General features: G+C 72.3%; 15 protein-coding genes. 4 read left to right on the forward strand and 11 right to left on the reverse strand.

From position 1 onward, the window contains the following. Positions 1 to 2: 2 nt before the first annotated feature. The 7 genes from ABD832_RS24035 to ABD832_RS24065 form a co-directional block, all read right to left on the reverse strand. A complete protein-coding gene (locus ABD832_RS24035; protein WP_344899174.1) occupies positions 3 to 911 on the reverse strand; it encodes an ABC transporter ATP-binding protein in 909 nt (302 codons plus the stop codon). Next, on the reverse strand, positions 908 to 1966 hold the full coding sequence (locus ABD832_RS24040; RefSeq protein WP_344899176.1) for a FecCD family ABC transporter permease: 1059 nt from the start codon (positions 1964 to 1966) through the stop codon (positions 908 to 910). Before ABD832_RS24040 ends, ABD832_RS24035 begins: the two co-directional genes overlap by 4 nt. A 134-nt stretch (positions 1967 to 2100) precedes the next feature. Further along, a complete protein-coding gene (locus ABD832_RS24045; RefSeq protein WP_344899178.1) occupies positions 2101 to 3144 on the reverse strand; it encodes a FecCD family ABC transporter permease in 1044 nt (347 codons plus the stop codon). Between the two features lie 46 nt (positions 3145 to 3190). Continuing rightward, the gene (locus tag ABD832_RS24050) at positions 3191 to 4249 is read right to left on the reverse strand and encodes an iron-siderophore ABC transporter substrate-binding protein (RefSeq protein ID WP_344899180.1); all 1059 of its coding nucleotides are present in this window, start codon (positions 4247 to 4249) and stop codon (positions 3191 to 3193) included. Positions 4250 to 4579: 330 nt separating this feature from the next. Further along, positions 4580 to 5353 carry an AraC family transcriptional regulator gene (locus ABD832_RS24055; protein ID WP_344899182.1) on the reverse strand — a complete coding sequence of 258 codons (774 nt, stop codon included), beginning with the start codon at positions 5351 to 5353 and terminating at the stop codon, positions 4580 to 4582. A 307-nt stretch (positions 5354 to 5660) separates the two neighbouring features. Beyond that, positions 5661 to 7229: a pectate lyase family protein gene (locus tag ABD832_RS24060; protein WP_344899183.1), complete on the reverse strand. Its 1569-nt coding sequence runs from the start codon at positions 7227 to 7229 to the stop codon at positions 5661 to 5663. A 617-nt stretch (positions 7230 to 7846) separates the two neighbouring features. Continuing rightward, on the reverse strand, positions 7847 to 8620 hold the full coding sequence (locus tag ABD832_RS24065) for a hypothetical protein (RefSeq protein WP_344899185.1): 774 nt from the start codon (positions 8618 to 8620) through the stop codon (positions 7847 to 7849). Between the two features lie 202 nt (positions 8621 to 8822). Between ABD832_RS24065 and ABD832_RS24070 the strand changes: the two genes are divergently transcribed. Continuing rightward, on the forward strand, positions 8823 to 9782 hold the full coding sequence (locus ABD832_RS24070) for a serine hydrolase (RefSeq protein ID WP_344899187.1): 960 nt from the start codon (positions 8823 to 8825) through the stop codon (positions 9780 to 9782). A 91-nt stretch (positions 9783 to 9873) separates the two neighbouring features. Next, positions 9874 to 10290, forward strand: a complete 417-nt coding sequence (locus tag ABD832_RS24075) for an ArsR/SmtB family transcription factor (RefSeq protein ID WP_344899189.1) — start codon at positions 9874 to 9876, stop codon at positions 10288 to 10290. Between the two features lie 112 nt (positions 10291 to 10402). Here the strand turns inward: ABD832_RS24075 and helR are convergent, their stop codons facing one another. Next, a complete protein-coding gene (helR, locus tag ABD832_RS24080; protein WP_344900059.1) occupies positions 10403 to 12508 on the reverse strand; it encodes an RNA polymerase recycling motor ATPase HelR in 2106 nt (701 codons plus the stop codon). Positions 12509 to 12790: 282 nt separating this feature from the next. Beyond that, positions 12791 to 13327, reverse strand: a complete 537-nt coding sequence (locus ABD832_RS24085) for a YceI family protein (protein WP_344899191.1) — start codon at positions 13325 to 13327, stop codon at positions 12791 to 12793. Positions 13328 to 13714: 387 nt separating this feature from the next. Here ABD832_RS24085 and ABD832_RS24090 point away from each other — a divergent pair, with 387 nt between their 5' ends. After that, positions 13715 to 15472 (forward strand): condensation domain-containing protein, encoded by a 1758-nt coding sequence (locus tag ABD832_RS24090; protein WP_344899193.1) that lies wholly within the window; start codon positions 13715 to 13717, stop codon positions 15470 to 15472. Here the strand turns inward: ABD832_RS24090 and ABD832_RS24095 are convergent. After that, a complete protein-coding gene (locus tag ABD832_RS24095; protein WP_344899195.1) occupies positions 15450 to 15863 on the reverse strand; it encodes a hypothetical protein in 414 nt (137 codons plus the stop codon). The genes ABD832_RS24090 and ABD832_RS24095 overlap by 23 nt on opposite strands. Positions 15864 to 16072: 209 nt before the next feature. Then, positions 16073 to 17080, reverse strand: coding sequence for an RNA polymerase sigma factor SigJ (gene sigJ, locus ABD832_RS24100; RefSeq protein WP_344899197.1), 1008 nt, complete (start codon positions 17078 to 17080; stop codon positions 16073 to 16075). A 208-nt stretch (positions 17081 to 17288) separates the two neighbouring features. Here sigJ and ABD832_RS24105 point away from each other — a divergent pair, with 208 nt between their 5' ends. After that, positions 17289 to 17804 (forward strand): carboxymuconolactone decarboxylase family protein, encoded by a 516-nt coding sequence (locus tag ABD832_RS24105; RefSeq protein WP_344899199.1) that lies wholly within the window; start codon positions 17289 to 17291, stop codon positions 17802 to 17804. Positions 17805 to 17811: the final 7 nt, after the last annotated feature.

Raw genomic sequence — 17811 nt, forward strand, 5'->3', positions numbered from 1 at the left:
GATCAGCGGTGCGCGGAGCCCGTGGATCTCGCGGAACTCGGGGGCTCCGCGAGATCCACGGGCTCCGCGGGTTCCGTCGCGTCGGCGGGACCCGCGGACGGGACGGGCCGGGACCGGACGTGGTGGCGGCCGATGGGGAGCATCAGGGGGCGGCCCGAGACGGGGTCGACGATGATCCGGCTGTCGAGGCCGAAGACGGCGCGGACGATGTCCTCGGTGAGGACCTCCTCCGGGACGCCGGAGGCGTGCAGGCGGCCGTCGGCGAGGGCGATGAGATGGTCGGCGTAGCGGGCCGCGAGGTTGAGGTCGTGCAGGACCATCACGATGGTGGTGCCGCGCGTGCGGTTCAGGTCGGTCAGCAGGTCCAGGACCTCGATCTGGTGGCTCGCGTCGAGGAAGGTCGTGGGCTCGTCCAGCAGGAGCAGGTCGGTCTGCTGGGCCAGCGCCATCGCGATCCAGACCCGCTGGCGCTGGCCCCCGGACAGCTCGTCGATCGCGCGGTCGGCGAGCTCCGTCGTCCGGGTGGCCTCCAGCGCGGACGCCACCGCGGCGTCGTCCCGGTCGGTCCACCGGGAGAAGATCCCCTGGTGGGGGTGGCGGCCACGGCCCACCAGGTCGAGCACGGTGATGCCGTCGGGCGCGACCGGCGACTGGGGCAGCAGCCCGAGCGTGCGGGCCAGCTCCTTGGCGGGCATGCGGTGCACCTCCTTGCCGTCCAGGACGACACGGCCCGCGCGGGGCCGCAGCAGCCGGGACAGGGAGCGTAGCAGCGTCGACTTCCCGGAGGCGTTCGCGCCGACGATGACCGTGACCTCGCCGGGCGGCACGGCCAGGTCGAGGGACTCGATGACGACACGGTCGCCGTAGCCGAGCGTGAGGCCCTCGGCCGCGAGGGAGTGGGACGTGGTCACAGCGAGCCTCCGGCCCGGTGGGTGCGGACGATCAGGTAGACGAGGTACGGCGCCCCGAGGACGCCGGTGACGACGCCGACCGGGTAGCGGATGTCGAACGCGAACTGCCCGGTGAAGTCGGCGACCAGGACCAGCAGGGCGCCGACGAGCCCGGCGGGCACGAGCAGGGAGCCGTCCGTCCCGACGAGCCGGGCCGCGATGGGACCGGACAGGAACGCCACGAACGCGATCGGCCCGGCCGCCGACGTGGCGAAGGCGATGAGGCCGACCGAGGCGACGATCACCGTGAGGCGGGTGCGTTCGACGCGCACCCCGAGGGCGGCGGCGGTGTCGTCGCCGAGCTGCAGCGCCGACAGGTCACGCCCCTGCGACAGCAGGACGGGGGCCAGGACGGCCAGCGCCACGACGACGGGTACGACCTGTTCCCAGGTCGTGCCGTTGAGGCTGCCGGTCAGCCAGCGCAGGGCCTCCTGCAGGTCCCAGTCGGCGGCCTGGGACAGGACGTAGGAGGTGACGCTCTCCAGCATGGCGGCGATCCCGATGCCGATCAGGATGAGCCGCGTGCCGGCGACCCCGTCCCGGAACGCCAGGGTGTACACCAGCAGGGCGACGGCGAGGGCGGAGACGATGGCGAGGAACGACACCTGGGCCCGATCCAGGGACAGCGACACGATCGCGACGGCCGCCGCGGCGCTCGCCGCCCAGCTGATGCCGATGATGTCGGGGCTGGCCAGCGGGTTGCGGAGCATCGTCTGGAAGGTCACGCCGCCCAGGCCGAAGCAGAATCCCGCGGCCACGGCGAGGACGGCCCGCGGCAGCCGGAGCCGCCCGACCGTGAAGGACGCACCGGGGACCTGCTCGCCGAGGACGACGCGGACCACGTCGCCGAGCGGGTAGAACGTCTGCCCGGCCATCAGCGTCACGAGGAATCCGGCGACGACGAGCACCGCCAGCGTCAGGACGACGACACGGCGCCGGGAGGCGCGCCGGCGCCGGCCCTGGGCGACCATCCGGGCGACGGGCGTCCGGGTGCCGGCGGGGGCGGAGACGCTCATGGCCCCTCCTTCGTCGGGACCGTGAGCATGGCTGCTGTGCTTCTGGTTCGCTCGCTACGCTCGCTCACAGCCCCTCCTTCGTCGGGACCGTGAGCGTGACGCTGCTGTGCTTCTGGTTCACTCGCTACGCTCGCTCACAGGTCACGTACCTTCTGACTGCGGACGATGTGGATGAAGAACGGGGCGCCGATCAGCGCCGTGATGATGCCCACCTCGACGTCCTCGGGTCGCGCCACCACGCGGCCGACGACGTCGGCCGCGGTGAGCAGCGACGCGCCGGCCAGGGCGGAGAAGGGCAGCGACCAGCGGTGGTCGACGCCGACGAGGATGCGGCACGCGTGCGGGACGAGGAGGCCGACGAAGGCGATCGGCCCGGCGACGGCCGTCGACGCGCCGCACAGGACGACGGAGCCGAGGGCGGCCGTGGCCCGGATGAGGACGACGCGCTCACCCAGCCCGGCCGCGAGCTCGTCGCCCAGGGCGAGCGAGTTCAGCGCCCGCGCGGACAGCAGGCACACAGCGAAGCCGACGGCGAGGAACGGCAGGATGAGCCCGATGCGCTCGTAGGACGCGCCGCCGACCCCGCCGACCTGCCAGAGCCGGAAGGTCCCGGCGATGTCGTTGCGGGGCAGGACCACGGCGCTGACCAGGGACGCGAAGGCCGCCGACGTGGCGGCGCCGGCGAGCGCGAGCTTGAGGGGCGTGGCCCCGCCGCGCCCGAGGGACCCCACGGTGTAGACGAACACGGCAGAGACGGCGGCCCCGGCCATCGCGACCCAGACGTACCCGGTCGGCGACGTGAGCCCGAGGAACGCGACCGCGCTGACGACGGCGAGCGACGCGCCCATGTTGACGCCCAGGATGCCCGGGTCGGCCAGCGGGTTGCGGGTCACGCCCTGCATGACGGCTCCGGACAGGCCGAGCGCGGCGCCGACGACGATCGCGAGCAGGGTGCGCGGTATCCGCTTGACGACCGCCGCCTGTTCGAGGGAGCCGTCCGCGCCGCCGAGGGCGGTCCAGACGTCGGTCCAGGTGACGTCGCGCGAGCCGAGGGCGACGGAGGCGACCGTGAACGCGGCCAGGACCAGGACCGCGACGAGCAGCCACAGGACGCGGACGCGCGCCGGACGCCGTACGAGGACGGCGTCCGGCGGGCGGGCGGTGCCGACCGGCGTCACCGAGTGCCCAAGGCGTGGATGCCCCGTCCGTGAGGGCGGGGAGGGATCACTTGACCTTGTCCGCGGCCTCGGCGAGCGCCTTGGCGTAGTCCTCCAGCACCCAGGAGATCGACAGGGGGGTCGGGTTCGCGGCGGTGCCCAGGGGCGTGCTGTCGGGCAGCAGGTACACCGAGCCGCGCTTGACGGCGGGGATCTTCGACAGCAGCGGGTCCTTGCGGATCTTCGCGAGCAGCTCGCCCTTGGCGTCGCCGTACCCGGTGATGATGTCGACGTCGTCGAACAGGTCGACCTGCTCGGCGCTCCGCGTCAGGGCGAACTTGTCGGTGCCCTCGGACGCCTTGGCGATGCTGCCGGGGATCGACAGCCCGAGGTCCTCGAAGAACAGGGTCCGCGTGTCGTGCGTGGTGTAGAAGCCGATCTCGCTCACGTCGTTGGGGTCGACGTGCGTCATGAACATCGCCGACTTGCCCTTGAGCTGCGGATACTTCGCGGCGACCTCGGCGATGTCGCCCTCGATGTCACCGATGAGCTTCTCCCCCTCGGCGGCGAGGCCGATGGCCTTGCTGTTCAGCTGGATGATCTCGCGCCACGGGGTCGCCCACGCGGCCTTCGGGTACGCCACCACCGGGGCGATCGTGCTCAGGGTCTCGTAGTCCTGCTTGGTCAGGCCCGAGTAGGCGGCCAGGATCACGTCCGGCTTCGTGTCGGCGACGGCCTCGAAGTCGATGCCGTCGGTCTCGTCGAACAGGACGGGCGTCTTGGCGCCGAGCTCCTCCAGGCGCTTCTTCACCCAGGGCAGGAGCCCGTCCTTGTCGTCGTCGCCGAAGTTCGCGGCGGCCATGCCGACCGGGACGACGCCGAGGGCCAGCGGCGCCTCGTGGTTGGCCCAGTTGACCGTGGCCACCCGCTGGGGCTTCGCCGGGATGGTGGTCGTCCCCAGCGCGTGCTCGATCGTCATGGGGAACGCGCCGGAGCTGCTGCTCGCGCTCGGGGCGGTGCTCGTGCCCGCGCTCCCGGTCGTGGTCTCCGGCTGGGCGCCGCAGCCCGCGATGCCCAGCAGGACGGCCGCGACGGCGAGGATGCGAAGGCTACGTGGACGCTTCAATCCGTACTCCACTTTCAGAATTTCCGCCGGTGCCGGCCCTCACACGTCCGGAGCGCGATGCGCGTCCGTGGAGCGGTACAACCGTGACGACCGCAGGAGTTGATCTAGTTAGGTTAGGCTTGCCTTTGCAGACTTTAGGAGAAATGACCGACTTGTCGCAATCAAGCTTTTGAGACAGCCGTTGTCGCGATCGGGACACGGAGGAGCGCAACGGGCCTCCGGTGACGTCGGCAGGGGCGGGGTGAAACGGTCGACGGACCCGTACCGCGCGAGGGAGGAGGGCCTGCGGGTGACCCGCACGGTGCCGGGAAGGCGTCCCGCCCGAAGGGCTCAACGCGCCCGGAACGCCCCCGGGGTCAGCCCGGTCGTCCGGCGGAAGGCCGCGCCGAACGCGCTCGCCGAGCGGTAGCCGACCTCCTCGGCCACCACGTCGACCTCCCACCCCCGGGTCAGCAGCGCGACCGCGTGCTGGGCCCGCACCGCCGCGACCCAGCGCGCGAAGCTGGTCCCCGTCTCCGCGTTGAAGGCACGGGTGATCGTACGGGCGCTCACACCCAGGTGGGACGCCCAGCCCGCGAGCGTCCGCGGATCACCGGGGTTCTCCCGGACCGCCTCGACGATCGGGCGCAGCAGGCCGGAGGTGGGCACGTTCAGGTGCAGTTCGCGCGAGGAGGGGGTGAGCACGTCGAGCACCATCGCCTCGGTCACCGCCCGCGACCCGGAGGGCAGCCCGGTGTCGGCGAGCCGTTCCAGCAGCAGGCGGAGCAGCGGGGTGATCTCGACGCCGACGGGCGCGGGAGAGATCGAGGTCATGGTGCCGAAGCCGAAGAAGTTGGCACGGCAGCAGGTGCCCACGATCGCCGAGCCGGAGTGCAGCGTGCCCGCGGGCATCCACAGGCCCAGGGTGGGGGTGACCGTCCAGGCCCGCGTCCCCACCACGGTCGTGGACGCACCCCGCTCGTTCCAGAGCAGTTCGTGGAAGGGGTGGGAGTGCTCGTTCCAGGTGGTGTCGCGGGCGATGGTCTCGCTCCAGCCCAGGATCATGGACGGCATCTCGACCGGCCCCGCCGCGAGGGCGGGCAGCGTACGGGTCTCCCTGGTCATGAAACGACACGGCCGACATCGGTGATTCCGGAGACACCGATGTCGTTTCGGGACGCGGACGGCATTCCCCCACCCTAGTACGGCGGCTCCGGCGAGAAGAGGCGCTGGTCACGGCGTCGAGTCGATCCGGGTCCGGTCCGCAGGACGCGGTCGCGATGACGCGGTCGTCCCGTACGGGGACCGGATGGGCGTCGGTGGTGTCAGCACGAGAACGGGCGGGGCCGTCGGTGTGACGGCCCCGCCCTCGGTCGGACGATCGGTGGCGGACGGTGGAAGCGGTCCGCCGCAGGTCTGTCCGGCGTAGGTTCTATCCGGCGTAGGTCTCGAACTCGGCGATCCTCGGCGTACCGGACGAGCTGGTGATCTTGAAGGTGAGCTTGGTCAGCGAGGTCGGGGCGAAGGTGATGGTGCCCGCTCCGCTGCCGGACTTCAGGACCGCGCCGTTGCTGCCGTTGAGGAGCTGCCAGGACCCGATGCTGGAACCCGAGGCCTCACGGATGACGGCGCTGGACACCGACCTGGCGGAGCTCCACTTGATCGAGATGTCACCGGTCGCGCCGGCCGGCGACCAGTAGGTGCTCAGGTTGCCGTCCCGCACGTTGCCGTAGCTCGTCCCGCTCGCCTTGCTGGAGCCGTCGGAGCCGGCCCCGATGCTGAGGTTGGTCCCGCCGGGCGTCGGCGTCACCGTCGGCGTCACGGTCGGGGTGGGCGTGGGGGTGGGCGTGACGGTCGGCGTCACCGTCGGGGTGGGGGTGGGAGTGGGCGTCTGGGGCGAGCAGCTGCCGTTCGACACCTGCAGCCCCTTGTTGGCGCCCGCCGTCTGGCGGACGATGTCCGGCACGCAGCTCGCCCCGTCCAGGCTGTAGGAGTACGGGATGCTGACGGTGGTGTTGGACTGCGGGTTGGGGCCGGCCGGGGCGTTGTCGGTGCCGGGGGCGGACCAGGTCACGTTGTCGAAGATGTTGCCGGCGACCTGCCAGTAGCCCGCCTGGTCGGTGTAGAACGTGCCCAGGACGTCCTTGGAGTCCTTGAAGTAGTTGTTCTCCACCTTGGCGCGTGCCCCGGCCCGGGAGTTGATGCCGGACTCGTGAAGGTTCACGTAGGAGTTGTTGTAGACGTGGGCGATGCCGCCGCGCAGCAGGGGCGTACGGGAGTCGATGTTCTCGTACAGGTTGTGGTGGAACGTTATGAAGCCGTTGGAGCGGTCGCTCTCGCTGGACCCGATGAGCCCGCCACGGCCGGAGTTGCGCAGGGTGCTGTAGGACAGGGTCACGTACTGGACGTTGTTCTTCATGTCGAAGAGGCCGTCGTACCCCTCCGACTCCCCGCCCGAGGCCTCCAGGTTCACGTGATCGACCCAGACGTTGCGGACGGTGCCCTCCATGCCGATGGCGTCGCCGCCGTTGGACGTGGGCGAGCCCGACTTCTTGACGTTCCGGATGGTCACGTTCTGGATGACGATGTTGCTGGAGTCGCGGATGTGGATGCCCAGCTGGTCGAAGACCGCCCCGGAGCCGACCCCGATGATCGTGATGTTGCTGATCTGCTTGAGCTCGATCAGGCCGGCGGCGGTGTTGCAGCTCGACCCCGACACCTTGGTGGTGTTGCCGTGGTTGATGGTCCCCTCGACCTGGATGGTGATCGGGGTGCTGCTGCTGGCCCGGCCGCACAGGGCCGCGTGGATCGCGGTTCCCGTGGTGGCCCTGACCGTCTGCCCGCCCGCGCCACCGGTGGTCCCGCCGTTGACGCTCGCGAAACCGGTGACACCGCCGACCGCCGCCGACGCCTGGATCGCCGGCAGGGCCACCCCTGCCATGGCCGCGACGGCCGCCGTGGCCAGCGCCGCCTGAAGCCGCAATGCGACTGCTCGTCTCATGCTCGTCTCACCTTTGTTCTCGAATGCCGGGTGCGTTCCATTTCGGTGCGTCTCCCTTGGACCGGGTAGAGGCCACGGATCCGCGCGGGACGGCACGGGATCGGCGAGGTGCTGCGACGTGCCGCCACCACGGCGAAGGGAGGAACGCCGAGGGCGGTACGCCGGAAAGCCCTTCTCTGACGACGCTGACGGAAAGCGCTTTCCAAGTCCTTCGACATTAGCGGCCGCTGTCAAAAGGTGTCAACGGTGAGGACGGAAATCCGGACGAACCGCAGGTGCGCGGGAGTCGGGGGAAGAAAGGTTCAGGCCGCCAGGCTCCGCGGGTGTCCACCAACTACGGCGTGGGCCCCGTGTGACGGGTACCCGGACGACGGCCGCGTCCACGGCAGTGGGTGTCCGGACGACGGCCCGCGTTCTTGCAAGGCGCCCTGACGGACCGCCTCCTCGGCCGCGGACACTCAGGAGGCGCGTACCGGCCTCGACATGAGGGGCGCCGGACGACGGATCGCGTCCCCGATCCAGGTCAGCGGTCCCCGGTCAAAGTCAGCGGCCCGCGATTCGGGTCAGCGGTCCCCGATCCAGGACTCGGGGACGGCCGGTTCGCGCGGCGGGAAGGCTCAGTGACCCCTGGGCACCGTCACGGGCGAGCTGAACGGGAGCACGAAGAACGGCCCCGTCACCACCGCCCGCTCGCTGCCCGGGCCGAAGGGGAGATCGGCGATCTGACGGCAGGTGCCGCGGTCCTCGATCCCGTGGACGGCGTTCCGGCCGTCGGGACCGGCGTTGAAGCGCCCGACGAGCGAGATACGGTCGCGGACCCGGCCCCGCTCGTCGACGAAGAAGCCGTGGATCGGCGCGGTGGCGGAGAAGCCGTCCTCGGTGAGGACCTCCTGCACCAGATCCGAGATCAGGAAGCGCACCGTCCGGCCGTCGGCGTCGGTCGCGGTCCCCTCGATCTCGCCGACGAACGGGGTGAAGACGCCCGGCGAGCCGGTGGCGAACCCCTCGGTGTACGGGAGCGGCCGCTTGGCGAGCTGCGAGATCCGGTAGGTGCGCTCGAAGGTCCCGGTCTTGATGGTGTACGTGCCGTTCTCGCACTCGAAGGGCCGTAGCGTGCGGCCGGTGAGGTCGATCGTCTGCCGCACGATCGGGTTGCCGGTGGCGGGGTCGCCGAACCTCTCCTCGTCGATGCGCACGTCGAGCCCGCGCGGCGACAGCTTCAGCACGAATCCCGGGCCGGTCGCCTTGACGTGGAACCGGCTCTCCTTGATCTTCAGGCCCGGAGCGCCCGGAGCACCGGGGGAATCCGGGGCGTCCGGCTGCGCGTGAGCGGTGCTCGCGGGGAGGAGGCCGACGGCCAGCGCCGCGAGCAGGGTGACGGTGATTCGCACGACCGGAACGCCAGGACGCATGGGCTCTCCCTCGCAGCTGCGACGACCACGTCATGGTATAGCGGGACAAAGACGAGGTCGATCATCTTTTTTCGCCCCTTGCCCCTCGCTCTCGCCCTCCCTCTCGATCCCCCGCCTCCCGCCGAGCGCACCGTCGAAAAATCGTTATTCCGAAATTTCGGATTTATGGTTAACTGGAGGCATGTCATCAATCCTCAGCATGCTCCTGACCGCAGCGCTGGCGGCCCCGACGACCGGCGTCGCCGCCGCCCCCGCCCCCGCCGACCTCAAGGACGTTGAGGCCGTACTCGCCTACATCAGCGCCCACCCCGACGACGTCGCGCTGGTGACCCGGGGCATCAGCCACAACGCCGATCGCCTCACCCCGGTGGCATCGACGTTCAAGATCACCCATCTCGCCGCCTACGCCGACGCCGTCCGCAAGGGGAAGGTCAAGCGGGGCGAGCGCGTCCCGGTGGCCCTGTGGAACGCCTACCACCTGCCCGGCACCGACGGCGGCGCCCACGAGGCGGCGCTCAAGCGGCTCAAGCCCGGTGCGAGCGTCACCCTCGACCAGGTCGTCTCCGCCATGATCCAGGAGAGTGACAACGCCGCCGCCGACCTGCTGCGCGACCGCCTCGGCCCCGGCGCGCTGCGCAAGGTCGCGCAGACGCGCGTCGGCACCCTCAACGGCGCGATGCTGCGCGCCTTCGGCGGCTGCACGCTGTCCGCCGACGCCTGCCTGAAGAGGTACGTCAAGGCCGGTGAGCAGGTACGGCTCACGCTGCCCGACTTCGCCCGGCAGGCCGACTGGGCCGAGACCGTGACCCGTGTCGAACCGGGCGTCCTGCGCAGGGTGCTCGCCGGGCTCCGGAAGGACAGGATCGCGAGCCGGCACCTGGAGTGGCCGATGCGCCAGCCCGGCGCCGACCCGGACAAGCTCCTCATCGGCACCAAGGGCGGCGCGCTGCCCGGTGTCCTCAGCGAGGCCATGTACACCGTCCGGCCAGGTGAGAAGCCGCGCGAGACCGTCCTCGCCCTGCGGCGCCTGCCCGAGGAGACCTGGTACTCGGGGGTGCGCAGCTATGCTCATCAGCAGTTCATCGTACGAACGGCGACGGATCCCGCCTTTTTCGCGAGGGTCCGCGCAGCGTTGAAGTGAGGCGACCCTGACCAGTGCCGACGACCGGTTCCAGGACCTCGAGGCCCGGGTCGCCGCCCTTGAGGCCGCGCTCGCCGCTCCCCCGCCACCGGTGGCGGGCGACGACACCGGACTGATCACCTACGGCGGTCAGGCCGTGATCGGCGGCTACCACTGGGCGTGGGAGATGGCCCGCAGTCCCGGCTGGCTGCTTCGGCAGCCGGCCGGGCCGCTGGCCGCGGTGCTGGCCGCCGCCGGGCATCCGGCGCGCTTCGAGATCCTGCAGTCGCTGGCGGCCGGGCCCAAACAGGTCGCCGACCTGCAGGCTGAGCTGGCCCTCGCCTCGCCGGGTCAGCTGTACCACCACCTCAAGACGCTCGCCTCGGCCGGGCTGGTCGAGCAGCCCGAGCGGGGGGTCTACCGGGTGCCGCCACACGCGATCTTCCCTGTGCTCGCCCTCGCCGCCGCCGCGGTCGACGTGGTCGAGCGCTCCGGCGTCCCGGCGGGCCCCGGCGACCCTCCCGGCTGAACTCCGGCGGACGCGCGGGGTCTCCGCCACGGGACGGTGACCGGATCCCTCCTGTACGGGACCGGCGAGAACGGGACCGGCGAGGACGGGCCGGGCGAGGTGGTGACCGGCGTCAGGGGCTCGTGAGGACGACGAGCCGCCGGGTCGCCCGGGTCATGGCGACGTAGCGGTCGACCGCTCCCTCGACGCCCGTGCCGAACGCCTCCGGGTCGACGAGGACGACCAGGTCGAACTCCAGCCCCTTCGCCAGTTCCGGGGTCAGCGACCGGACGCGGGACGTCGCCCGGAACGTGGGGTCGCCGATGACGCAGGCCACCCCGTCGGCGTTCTCGGCGAGCCAGGTGCCGAGGATCGCGTCCAGCTCCGAAGCGGATCCGTGCTCGACGGGGACGCCCCCGCTGCGGACGGAGACCGGCACGTTGGCGTCCGGGATCACGGCCCGGATGACCGGCTCGGCCTCCGCCATGATCTCCTCCGGCGTCCGGTAGTTGACGCTCAGGCGAGCCGACCGGATCCGGTCCAGCCCGATCCGCCGGAGCCGTTCCTCCCACGACTCCGTGAACCCGTGCCTGGCCTGGGCGCGGTCCCCGACGACGGTGAAGCTCCGGGACGGGCAGCGCAGCAGCAGCATCTGCCACTCCGCGTCGGTCAGCTCCTGGGCCTCGTCCACGACGACGTGCGCGAACGGGCCGGCGAGCAGGTCCGGTTCGGCGCCGGGCGACGCGGCCTCGTCGACCAGGGCGTCCTTGAGGTCCTGTCCGTGCAGCATCGTCACCACGCCCTCACCGTCGTCGTCGGCGTCCAGCAGGGCGTCGACGACCGTGGACATGCGCTCGCGCTCGGCCGCCAGGGAGGCCTTACGGCGGCGCTCGCGTCGTGAGGCCTCCGGGTCGCCGAGCCGCTGCCGTGCCGCGTCCAGGAGCGGCAGGTCGGACACCGTCCAGGCCTGGGCGTCCTCGCGCTGCAGCCTCCGGACGTCGTCGGCGTCGAGCCAGGGAGCGCACATCCGCAGGTAGGCGGGGACCGTCCACAGGTCTCCGACGAGGTCGGCCGCCTCGATCAGCGGCCACGCGCGGTTGAAGGTCGCCAGCAGTTCCCTGTCCGCCGACAGCGACGCGCGGAGCAGGCCGGGCGGGACCTCGTCGTCGTGCTTGTCCGCCACGATCCTGAGCAGCTCCTCCCAGATCCGGTCGCGCGCCTCGTTGTGCGGGGTACCGGGTTCCGGTGCCTCGAACGCCTCGGCCCAGTCGTCGGCGCTCAGCCAGATCTCGGACCAGTCCGTCGTGATCGTCATCCCCTTGGCGGGCGGGTTCTCGTAGAACGCGACGGCCGGTTCGATCGCCTTCACCAGGTCCGCGGACGCCTTCAGGCGGGCCACCTCCGGGTCGGTCTCGACGCCCGCCGAGGCCCCCTCGGCGACGAGGTCCCGCAGGGTGCAGGTCTGCACGCCCTCCTCCCCCAGGCTGGGAAGGACGTCGGCCACGTAGGCCAGGTAGGGCTGGTGCGGACCGACGAACAGCACCCCGCCCCGGCGGTGACCGAGGCGGGGGTCGGAGTAGAGGAGGTAGGCGGCGCGGTGCAGCGCGACGACGGTCTTGCCCGTCCCCGGGCCGCCGTCGACGACGAGGGCGCCGCGCGATCCCGCGCGGATGACGGCGTCCTGGTCGGCCTGGATGGTGCCGAGCACGTCGCGCATCCTGGTCGACCGGTCGGCGCCCAGGCTCGCGATGAAGGCGGACCGGTCGTCGAGCGCGGCGTGCCCGGCCAGGCCGTCCGCGGTGAACACCTCGTCCCAGTAGTCGCTGATCCGGCCACGGGCCCAGCGGTACCTGCGACGGCTCACCAGCCCCATCGGGTCGGCGTGCGTGGCCCCGAAGAACGGCTCCGCCGCGGGGGACCGCCAGTCGAGCAGCAGCCGGCGGCCCGCGCTGTCGGTGAGTCCGAGCCGTCCGATGTAGACGGGTTCGGGGTCGTCCGCGGCGACCATGTGGCCGAGGCAGAGGTCCAGGCCGAAGCGGCGCAGCGCACGCAGGCGCGAGGCCAGCCGGTGGATCTCCAGGTCCCGGTCCATGGCCTGCCGGCCCTTGCCCCCGGGTGACCTGCGCTCGGCGTCGAGGCGGTCGGACAGGTCGGCGATCGACCGATCGAGGCTCTCCGCGATGGCCGCGAAGTGCCGCTCGTCACCGGCGATCAGCGCCGGGTCCGCCTTGGGGGCCAGGTGGGCGGGAAGGTCGAACGCGCCTTCGCTCCGGGGTTCCCGCGGCCGCGCCGCGAGCCCCGGCGACGGCTCTGCGTCCTCGCCCGTTCTGTCTGCCGGCAACACCACACGCACGTCGTGATCCTCGTTTCCGCAGGTTACGGCCTCGGCCGACGATTCTGCGGCACGACCGGGGGCTTGCCGCAAGCCCCCCGGTGCGCTATACGTTGAGAGTGGAAAGGAGTGGATCTCCCCTTTCCCCTTCGTCCCCGCCGGTGATCGAGTCCCACGTCCCGGCCGGGCTCATGCCTCGTCCAGGAAGGCGACGACCTCGATCGTGATGCCGAGGTGGCGGCCCGTCATGCCCTTCGCCCTGGTCAGGCCGAAGGCGTACCTGTCGATGTCCGTCGTGGCCCGCGCTCTCAGGCACCCATCACCGGTGGTGACGTGGCCGATGCTCAGGACCGTCGGCAGGGTCACGTCCCGTACGGTGAGCGTCCCCCGCACACCGGCGCCCTCGGCGGAGCGTTCGACCTCCCGGCCGCGGAAGACGATCTCGGGGTACGCGGCGGCGTCCAGGTAGTCGGAGGAGCGGACGTGCTCGTCGCGCTGCGGGTTGCCGCTCTCGAACCCGGCCGCCCGGATCACCACGTCCACGGTGGAGTCGCCGACGCTTTCGGTGACCACGATCCGGCCGTGATCGACCGCGAAGGACCCTCGTACCGGCAGCAGGCCGAACACCGCGCGTGTCGTGAACCGGACCGTCGTCGCGTCCGGGTCCACGCGATAGGTCCCCGGTGCCGCCCCGTACGCGTGCCCGCCGTCCGAACGCTCCGTCACGCCGACCGCCTCCCCGTGCCGATGGATCGACGGCGGGCGGTGTGAGGCCGCCCCCGGTCCGGGGGTTCCCGGAACGCCTGTCGCTTCCGAGGACAACGGTAGGAGGTCCGGTCCGCCGCCGACATCGGGCTACGTGCACACCCGGGTGTGGCCAGGTACACCCCGGGGCCGCGGGACCACCGGGAAGCCCTCCCCGCCCGGTGCCGGGGGACCGCGCCGGCGTCCCGTACCGGGAACGCGTCCTCACTGCCGGGAGCCGGCCGGGGAGGCGTGAAAACCGTGCCCGGCAAGGCTTGTCGCGTCTCCCGCGGACATGATTCACTGACACCACCCCCGAAACTGTAAGCAAACTTTCCAATAACGAACCCTTCGGTCTGGTGGCTTCCCGTGGCACAAGCGCTCTCGTCCGGACAGGAACGGTTCCGGTCCCTCCACCGATCCGGCCCGCTGGACCGTTCCCGCACCGTGCGCTTCTCCGGCCTGACGGCGCGCCACGGCCCGTTGACGACGGGCCAGGCCAACATGGTCCGCTGCATGCTCACCGACCCGCCCGAGCACATGAACTACCGCGTCGTACGCGCCGTCCAGCCGGGCACCACGCTCGCCGTGCTCACCGAGGCCGTGCTCCGGCTGGTGACCCGGCACGAGTCCCTGCGCACGACCTTCCACGACGGCCTCCAGCGGGTCCTGGCCGCCGGGGAGGTGACCGTCGAGGTCCACGACACCGGCGCGTCCCCGGCCGGGCCCGAGGACGCCGGGACGCGCGAGAGCGACCTCGCCGAGGAGGTCGCGCGGCGCCTGCAGGGCACGCGCTTCGCGCTGGGGACGGAGATCCCGCTCCGGGTCGCCGTGATCACCTCCGGTGGCGTACCGCGGCAGGTCGTCCTGGTGACCACGCACAGCGCCATGGACGCGGCCGGGCTGGCCGTGCTGCTCACCGAGTGGGACGAGCTCCTCCTCGGCAAGCCGCTCGCGCCGGTGACCGCGCCGCAGCCGCTCGACGTCGTGGCGGCCGAGCGCACCCCGGCCGGCCTGCGACGGGCCGAGTCGGCGCTCCGCCACTGGGAGCGCCACCTGCGCACGGTGCCCCGGTCCACGCTGACGGTCCCGGTGGACGGCGAGACGGACTGGCTGCTCCCCCGGCTGCGCGTGCGCTCGGTCCCCGCGGCCGGGGCGCTGGGGCGGATCTCCGCGCGTACCGGGGCGAGCCCGTCGGCGGCGGTGCTCGCGGCCCTGGCGGTGCTGGCCGGGGTACGGGCCCGCCAGCGGACGGTCGTCGTGCTGTCCATCTCGGCCAACCGGTTCCGGCCCGAGCTGCGCGAGTACGTCGGGCCGCTCGCCCAGGACGCGCTGATCCCCGTGGACACCGGCGCGGACGGCTTCGACGCCGTGCTGCGCGGCGCGCGCTCGGCGACGATGACCGCGTACCAGAACAGCCGGTTCGACGCGGACGCCCTCATCCGGATCATGGAGGACGTCCAGCGGGAGCGCGGCCTGTTCTTCGCGCGCGACATCGTGTTCAACGACATGAGCGTCCCCGGCCGGGGCCCGCGGGCCGTCCGTGCCGGTGAGGACGTCCACTCGGTGTGGCTCCCACCGGCCGTCCTGCCCACCCGCACCTCGCTCTGGGTCCACCGGACGCACGGCGAGCTCGACGTCACCCTGTGGGCCGATCCGCGCTGCCTGCCCCGGGACGACGCGCTGGCCCTCGGCGAGGGGATCGCCCGGCTGCTCATCGAGGCGGGCGACCGGGACGTGCCACGGGCCGAGCTGACCGCCCTCACCGGCGTCGTCCCGGTCCCCCGTGACGACGGCTGGCTGCCGGTCGACGGCTGCTGGGTCCACCTGCCCGAGGTCGGGCGCCTGACGGCGGACGCGCTCGCGCGGCTGACCGGCGGCGACGGGACGGCCCCCGCCGCCGAGACGGCCGTCGTCGCCGAGGCCGACGAACGGCTCGGGCATCGGCTGGTGTGCTTCACGACGGCCGCCACCACCCCGGCGGCGCTGCACTCCGCCTGCCTGGGGCTGCTCCCCGGCCGCATGTCGGCCATGACCCCGCACCACTACGTCGTCTGCGCGGCCGCCCCGGCCCCGGGCGCCCCCTGGCAGGACCTGCCCAGGGTCACCGAGGGCTCCGGGCGCTGACACCCCGTCCGGCGTCCTCGCGCCCGGTCCCGCCGGGTGCACCGCCGGCGCGGCGGACGGCCAGGACCCGGTCGAGCTGGAGGAGGCTCAGGCCGAACAGCAGCGCGCCCATCGGGACGTGCAGGGCCGTCAGGTGCGCGAGGCCCAGCGCGACCTGCGTCAGCGTGAGCGCCAGGAACCCGGCCGCGTACAGGATGGGCCTGGGCGAGCCGCCGCCCGGCCGCCACACCAGGACCGCGGTGCCCAGGTGCAGCAGCGCCACGACGAACACCGCGTACGACGAGGCGCTGTGCAGTACGTGCCCGTTGGGCCAGGACAGCATCAGGCCGGCGGTGATCGGCGCGGCGAAGAGGGCGGCGGTCTGCAGGACGATCGCGACACGCAGGAACACGGTGACTCCTTGAGGGCTGCGGAGCGGGTGCGGACGGCGACGACGGCGACCGCGACGCCCTCCCGCCCGCCGGACGGTGTCTCATCGTTCCGACGACACGACCACCGGAAATGTGAGGTGGATCCGCGTCCGGTCGCGGAGCGTCACAGGCCGTGACGGCCGCGTGCCCGGGACGGTCCCGGTGCCGTCACCCGTCCGTCACCCGGCTGTCACCCGTCCGTCCCGTCCGTCCCGTCCGTCCACGGCCGGAGCTTGTCGGGGTTGCGTACCGCCCAGATGCGGGTGATCCGGTCGTCGACGACCTCGAACGCCATCACCGCCGAGACGGCGCCGTCCCGCTGGGCCACCAGGCCGGGCTGGCCGTTGACGGTCCGCTCCAGGATCGTCAGGCCGGGCGCCACGGCGGCGATGGTCAGGGCGTAGCGGGCGATCCGCTCGCCGCCCTCGATCGGGTGGAGCGCGGTGCTGGCGAGCCCGCCGCCGTCGGAGATCATCGTGGCCTCGGGGGCGAGCAGGCCGATGAGGGCGCCGATGTCCTTTGCCTCCCAGGCCCGTTTGAAGTCCCTGACGACGTCGTCGCGCCGGGCCGAAGGAGCCGGGAGGGCCTGGGACGCGCGGATACGGCGCCGGGCCGAGGAGGCCAGCTGGCGGCACGCCGCCGGCGTACGGCCGACGATCCCGGCCACCTCGGCGAAGGAGTAGCGGAAGACGTCGTGCAGGACGAACGCGACCCGCTCGGCCGGGGTCATCGACTCCAGCACGACGAGGAAGGCCATGTTGACCGACTCGTCGAGGGTGACACGGTCGGCCGGATCGGCCGAGACACCGCCCGGCCTCCCGCCGGTCCACTCCGTGCGATCGGGCAGCGGCTCGGGGATCCACTCGCCCACGTAGCTCTCCCGCCGGGCCCGCGCCGAGCCGAGCAGGTCCAGGCAGATGCGGCCGGCGACCGTCGTCAGCCAGGCGCCCGGGGACCGTATGGCCTCCTGCTGCGGCCGGGACATGGCGTACCAGCGGGCGTAGGTCTCCTGGACGACGTCCTCGGCGTCGGCCAGGGTGCCGAGGAGCCGGTAGGCGAGGTTGATCAGGTGACGCCGCTCGCTGATGATCGCGCTCAGGCTCGGATCGGGGCGGGCGTGGCCCGGCTCGGACGGGGCGGTCATGGTCTCGTCGGCTCCCTCGGTGCGGCGGTGCTCACCGGATCGACGAGACAGCACGCCGAACCGTGAGGCCGGCGCGTCACCTCACATTCCCGGCGGTCGTGTCGTCGGACTCCCGGGACACGGTCCGGTACGCGGAGGAGCCCTGCGACTCCGGCACGGATCGCCTCATCCTCCTCCACGGGCGGCCGCTTCACGACGGGGGCCGGCCGCACCGGGCCGTACGTCCCGAGAACACCGCCGAAATCGAGAAAGGAAGACCTCGATGTCCACACCCACCACACCCACCACGGCCGGGCAGGACGACCTCCGGTCCCGCCTGCCCGACCCCGCCCCGTTCTTTCCCGACCTGATGACGATCGCCGCGGGCATGACCACGGCCACCCGCAACGGCGCGATCCCGCAGACCACCGTCGGCCTGGTGCACCTGCGCGCCGGGCAGATCGTCGGCAGCACGTACCACACCGTCCGGCAGACCGGCCTTCTCCGCAAGGCCGGGGAGACGGAGGAGCGCATCACCGCCGTGGCGTCGTGGCGGGACGCCCCCTACTTCACCGACGCCGAACGGGTCGCGCTGGAGCTCGTGGAGGCCGTCCTGACCCCGAACCCGTCCGGTGAGCGCGTCCCCGACGAGCTGTACGCCAGGGCGTCCGCCTGCTACGACGACAAGGCGCTCTGGACGCTCGTCATGGCGATCGGCCAGATCTGCTTCTTCATCCCCGTCGCCCTCATCGCCAAGCCGGTCCCCGGCAAGCCCCCGGGGAAGAACTACACGGGGTGACGCCCCG

The organism is Streptosporangium longisporum (genome assembly GCF_039534895.1).
Taxonomy (GTDB): Bacteria; Actinomycetota; Actinomycetes; order Streptosporangiales; family Streptosporangiaceae; genus Streptosporangium; species Streptosporangium longisporum.